This window comes from Mesorhizobium sp. 1M-11 (assembly GCF_001303895.1).
Classification (GTDB): Bacteria; Pseudomonadota; Alphaproteobacteria; order Rhizobiales; family Rhizobiaceae; genus Mesorhizobium.
In genome coordinates this window covers 1-4,554 of the sequence record NZ_LJSD01000053.1, presented here as the reverse complement: position 1 = coordinate 4,554, position 4,554 = coordinate 1, and the positions used below count along the sequence as shown (strand labels likewise).

Below are 4,554 nucleotides of genomic sequence, written 5' to 3'. Positions count from 1 at the left end.
CATATGGGTTGCTCCACGACGAACAACGCGTGGTGGCCAGCCTCGCTATTCTGATCTTGCCATCGAGACAGCCTTGTCCCCGGGCATGGTGTTCGGACTGCGGCTACGCCAGGCCGAAGGCTTCCTTGAATCGGTATTGCAATTGATGGGATTGGCACTCTCCGTCCCCGATCATACCACGCTCAGCCGTCGGACACGGACATGGCAATCGCCCAGCAAACGGCAGCATCCTCAGGTTCCTCTGGGCGGACGGGTGCATGTTCTTGTCGATAGTACCGGCCTTCAAATCTATGGCGCGGGCCAGTGGCTGAAGGAGAAACATGGCGCGCCAAATCCCGTCGCGGTTGGCGCAAACTGCATCTGGCGCTGGATGCCGATAGCGGCGAGATCATCGCCCACACAATGACCGACCAGGACACAGGCGATGCCTCGCAGGTGGGGCCACTTCTCAATCAGATCGACGGTCCAATCGGACGGTTAACCGCCGATGGTGCCTATGATGGAAAGCCCATCTACGACGCGATCATCAACCACAGTGCCGATGTTGCCATCGTCATTCCGCCACGGGTCAATGCGGTCGAACCGGCCGGCAATCGATCTCTCGGCCAAAGAGATCAGCATATCGCCGCGATAAGCAGAGACGGGCGGATGAAGTGGCAAGCTTCCACCGGCTACGGCAAGCGTGCGCGGGTCGAGACCGCCATCGGACGATACAAATCCATCATCGGACCGCGTCTGCGGGCTCGGTCGTTTCACGTTCAGCAGACGGAAGTCGCCATCGGCTGCGCCGTCCTCAACCGCATGCTTGCCTGCGCACGCCCGAAGTCCGTCCGCCGCAAGGCAAAGCGAGCGTAGCCCACGTCATCAAACAATCAAAGATCGAGATCCGCCGTGCTCCAGATCCGTGCACCAAAGCCGTCGGGTCCGTTGCTTGGAAAGATCGGCCTTGAGCTTGGCCTCGTCGCGGGCAAGCCGCGCCTTCTGTTGTTCGAGGCGGCTCATGCGTTCGGCGAGCGAGGTGCGGGTCATGGCGCGAACTGATCCTTCGATCCCACAGGCGTAGCCAGCACAACCATATCGCGCCAGTTCCTCGCCCCGACTTCCCAACAGCGGCGAGGAACCAACTCTGCCGCCGTCAGCCTGCCCGCACCCCGCCACAATCAATTTGCCATTGTTTGTGCGCGCCAATCTCGCCCGCTGGCTCGCCTGAAGTGAAGCAAGCCATTCTCAACCGTCGAGCTTCGATGCGTTGCAATCCGCCTGGGCGCTTGAAAGTAATGCAACACTGCATTATTTGTCTCGTTGCAACCAAAAGGATCTTGCCATGACGACGCTGACCGTAACGGCACGGGGACAGGTCACGTTTCGGAAGGACGTGCTCCAGCACCTTGGCATCAGGCCGGGTGAGAAGATCGAACTGGATCTTCTGCCGGATGGCCGGGCGGAGCTGAAGGCCGTGCAGCCCAAAAGATCGTTTCGGAGCCTTCACGGCTTCCTGAAAGGGAAGACGAACGGGCAGGTTCTCTCCATAGAGGAGATCAACGAAGCGATCGCTGACGTCGGCGCGGCCGCCGGGGCCGGCAAGGAATGAAGATCACGGCCGACACGAACATACTGTTGCGCGCCTATGTGGCCGACGACGCAAAGCAGGCGGACGCGGCCGTCGAGGCATTGGCCGATGCTGAGATCGTTGCCGTGAGCCTGCAATCCCTGTGCGAATTCGCATGGGTGCTGGATCGCCAGTATCAGACGGCACGCATGGACATCTCGGCGGCAATCCGCGCCCTGCTGGACACGGAAAATGTCGTCGTCAACCGTCCCGCCGTAGAGGCGGGCCTGTCGGTTCTCGACGCCGGCGGCGACTTCGCCGACGGCGTGATCGCCCATGATGGTACTTGGCTTGGCGGAGAGACCTTCGTTTCCTTTGACAAGAAGGCTGTAAGACTGCTTTCCGAACAAGGTCAATCGGCGCTCCTGTTGTCGTGAGCAGCCACCGAGGCGCGGCCGCGCTCAAGCAGCAGCGAGCCCAAGGTGAAGCTTGCGCCCAGCAGCGGCGTTTCCGTTTGGTTTTTGTGCTTTTCTTCAAGCCATTCGCCGGCGCCAAAGATTTTCAGCCTGTACTGTCCACGACAAAAGCACAGGCTCATCGGCCGGGCGCGCTTCCTGACGCCTGTCTTCAAGCCCACCCCTCGGCGTGACAAAGTCGAGAAACACGGCGCCGCAATGGAGGCGCCGGTCAGCCGAGCGATGGAGCGCACGAAACCTTGCGCCTGCTGCAATGGCAGGTCGAACACGAGCCGCAGGGGTGTCACATTGTTCTCGCGTTAACGGATTGCCGGTAAGGCGCAGGGATGTCTGACGCTGCCGCCCGTTACAAGAACCATCGCTTTCCGCCGGAGATCATCGCCCGCGCCGTCTGGCTCTATTACCGGTTCCCGTTGAGCCTGCGCCACGTCGAGGAAATGCTGCTGGAGCGCGGGATTGTCGTTTCCTACGAGACGATCCGCCGATGGGGCCGAAAGCACGGCCCCGATTATGCCCGTCGCTTGCGCTCGGAGAGGACGAGCAGGACTTTCTGGTCAGGTGTCAGCCCAGCCCGCAGCCCATCGGGTGAAGTTGTGGCGGCCTGACCAAGACGGAAAGCCGCTTCGTTCGGGCGGGCCGGATCAACGTGGCAATGCGTTGTAGGGGGGCGTATTCGGTGGATCCGGGAACCGGCCAGCGGCCAACCGGACAAGCCGAGAAGCGCTGGCGCATGGCGCCACCCGTCTCCAGAGTTCCCGATTGTGATCGCCGGTCAGGCCAGGAAATCGCGAACCAGCGCGTTGAATTTGTCCGGGTTCTCGAAGAACATGAAATGCGATCCCTTGTCGGCCTCGGAGCAGATCTCAAGGCGCGCGCCGGGAATCTGTTCGGCGACCCACGACTGCGACCGGGCCGGAAAGATGCTGAGATCTCCGCCGATCACCAGCGTGTTGTTGCGGATGGTCTTGATCTGGCTGCGCCAGTCCAATGAGCAATGGTCGTGCAGCAGTTCCGCTGCGTAGTGCCGTGGAAGCTTGATGTTCTCGGCAGCCACCCAGGCGAGGTCGTCTTCGCTGACGGATGACGTGAACATGCCGCGGATGATTTCCTTGGTCGCGGTCGCATCGGTGGCGGCCAGGACGCCGCTCTCGAACTGGGCCAGCGCCTCGAAATCGGGCAGCAGGCAGCCGGCTTCCGCCCGGGCCTGTTCGTCCCAGCCAGGTTGAGCCACGACGGCTGGCGCCTGATCGACGAGGACCAGGCGACCGAGAGGCCGCTCGTCGCCGAACATGGACAGATACGACCATATGATCGAGCAGCCCATGGAATGACCCAGAACATCGGGCCGGTCGAGACCGAGCTGGCCGATTACGTCAAGGAGATCCTTGGCAAGACGCTGGATCCGGTAGCCGACGGTGGCCTTCTCGGACTCGCCATGGCCGCGCATGTCGATGGCGATGACCCTCGCAAACTTGCTGAAAGCATCGATCTGGCGGCCGAACTCGGCTGCCGTCTGCGACCAACCCGGCACCAGGATCAGCGGATTTCCTTCGCCGGCTTCGATGTAGTGCAGGGATGTGTTGTCCGAAACCCGTGCTGTCTTGTGGTGCATGGCTTTGGTGCACGGATCTGGAGCACGGCGGATCTCGATCTTTGATTGTTTGATGACGTGGGCTACGCTCGCTTTGCCTTGCGGCGGACGGACTTCGGGCGTGCGCAGGCAAGCATGCGGTTGAGGACGGCGCAGCCGATGGCGACTTCCGTCTGCTGAACGTGAAACGACCGAGCCCGCAGACGCGGTCCGATGATGGATTTGTATCGTCCGATGGCGGTCTCGACCCGCGCACGCTTGCCGTAGCCGGTGGAAGCTTGCCACTTCATCCGCCCGTCTCTGCTTATCGCGGCGATATGCTGATCTCTTTGGCCGAGAGATCGATTGCCGGCCGGTTCGACCGCATTGACCCGTGGCGGAATGACGATGGCAACATCGGCACTGTGGTTGATGATCGCGTCGTAGATGGGCTTTCCATCATAGGCACCATCGGCGGTTAACCGTCCGATTGGACCGTCGATCTGATTGAGAAGTGGCCCCACCTGCGAGGCATCGCCTGTGTCCTGGTCGGTCATTGTGTGGGCGATGATCTCGCCGCTATCGGCATCCAGCGCCAGATGCAGTTTGCGCCAACCGCGACGGGATTTGGCGCGCCATGTTTCTCCTTCAGCCACTGGCCCGCGCCATAGATTTGAAGGCCGGTACTATCGACAAGAACATGCACCCGTCCGCCCAGAGGAACCTGAGGATGCTGCCGTTTGCTGGGCGATTGCCATGTCCGTGTCCGACGGCTGAGCGTGGTATGATCGGGGACGGAGAGTGCCAATCCCATCAATTGCAATACCGATTCAAGGAAGCCTTCGGCCTGGCGTAGCCGCAGTCCGAACACCATGCCCGGGGACAAGGCTGTCTCGATGGCAAGATCAGAATAGCGAGGCTGGCCACCACGCGTTGTTCGTCGTGGAGCAACCCATATG

Annotated in this window: 5 protein-coding genes and 3 pseudogenes; 4 read left to right on the top strand and 4 right to left on the bottom strand. The window is 61.4% G+C overall.

Going from position 1 to position 4,554, the window contains the following annotated elements:
• Positions 1–855 (top strand): annotated as a pseudogene (locus AO692_RS32420) (IS5 family transposase); the annotation flags it as partial.
• 9 nt (positions 856–864) lie between these two features.
• Here the strand turns inward: AO692_RS32420 and AO692_RS33315 are convergent.
• Entirely contained in the window at positions 865–1,029 is a 165-nt protein-coding gene (locus AO692_RS33315) for a hypothetical protein (RefSeq protein WP_162531849.1), read from the bottom strand.
• A gap of 295 nt (positions 1,030–1,324) precedes the next feature.
• On the opposite strand from AO692_RS33315, the gene AO692_RS23445 reads away from it, so the two are divergent.
• Both AO692_RS23445 and AO692_RS23440 read left to right on the top strand, forming a co-directional pair.
• Positions 1,325–1,591: an AbrB/MazE/SpoVT family DNA-binding domain-containing protein gene (locus AO692_RS23445; protein WP_054312487.1), complete on the top strand. Its 267-nt coding sequence runs from the start codon at positions 1,325–1,327 to the stop codon at positions 1,589–1,591.
• Positions 1,588–1,986, top strand: a complete 399-nt coding sequence (locus tag AO692_RS23440) for a type II toxin-antitoxin system VapC family toxin (protein ID WP_054312486.1) — start codon at positions 1,588–1,590, stop codon at positions 1,984–1,986. Before AO692_RS23445 ends, AO692_RS23440 begins: the two co-directional genes overlap by 4 nt.
• On the opposite strand, the gene AO692_RS23435 is transcribed toward AO692_RS23440, so the two are convergent.
• Positions 1,962–2,312 carry a transposase gene (locus AO692_RS23435; RefSeq protein WP_054312485.1) on the bottom strand — a complete coding sequence of 117 codons (351 nt, stop codon included), beginning with the start codon at positions 2,310–2,312 and terminating at the stop codon, positions 1,962–1,964. The two genes, AO692_RS23440 and AO692_RS23435, sit on opposite strands and share 25 nt — an antisense overlap.
• On the opposite strand from AO692_RS23435, the pseudogene AO692_RS23430 reads away from it, so the two are divergent.
• A pseudogene (locus AO692_RS23430) lies at positions 2,306–2,552 on the top strand (IS6 family transposase); the annotation flags it as partial. The gene AO692_RS23435 and the pseudogene AO692_RS23430 sit on opposite strands and share 7 nt — an antisense overlap.
• Before the next feature lie 245 nt (positions 2,553–2,797).
• On the opposite strand, the gene AO692_RS23425 reads toward AO692_RS23430, so the two are convergent.
• Positions 2,798–3,637 (bottom strand): alpha/beta hydrolase, encoded by an 840-nt coding sequence (locus AO692_RS23425; RefSeq protein ID WP_054312483.1) that lies wholly within the window; start codon positions 3,635–3,637, stop codon positions 2,798–2,800.
• A 62-nt stretch (positions 3,638–3,699) separates the two neighbouring features.
• A pseudogene (locus tag AO692_RS32415) lies at positions 3,700–4,554 on the bottom strand (IS5 family transposase); the annotation flags it as partial.

Excerpts from the sequence above, each read along its gene's own strand:
- AO692_RS23445 (WP_054312487.1), top strand. The coding sequence starts at position 1,325 with ATGACGACGCTGACCGTAACGGCACGGGGACAGGTCACGTTTCGGAAG.
- AO692_RS23425 (WP_054312483.1), bottom strand. The coding sequence starts at position 3,637 with ATGCACCACAAGACAGCACGGGTTTCGGACAACACATCCCTGCACTAC.
- AO692_RS33315 (WP_162531849.1), bottom strand. The coding sequence starts at position 1,029 with ATGACCCGCACCTCGCTCGCCGAACGCATGAGCCGCCTCGAACAACAG.
- AO692_RS23440 (WP_054312486.1), top strand. The coding sequence starts at position 1,588 with ATGAAGATCACGGCCGACACGAACATACTGTTGCGCGCCTATGTGGCC.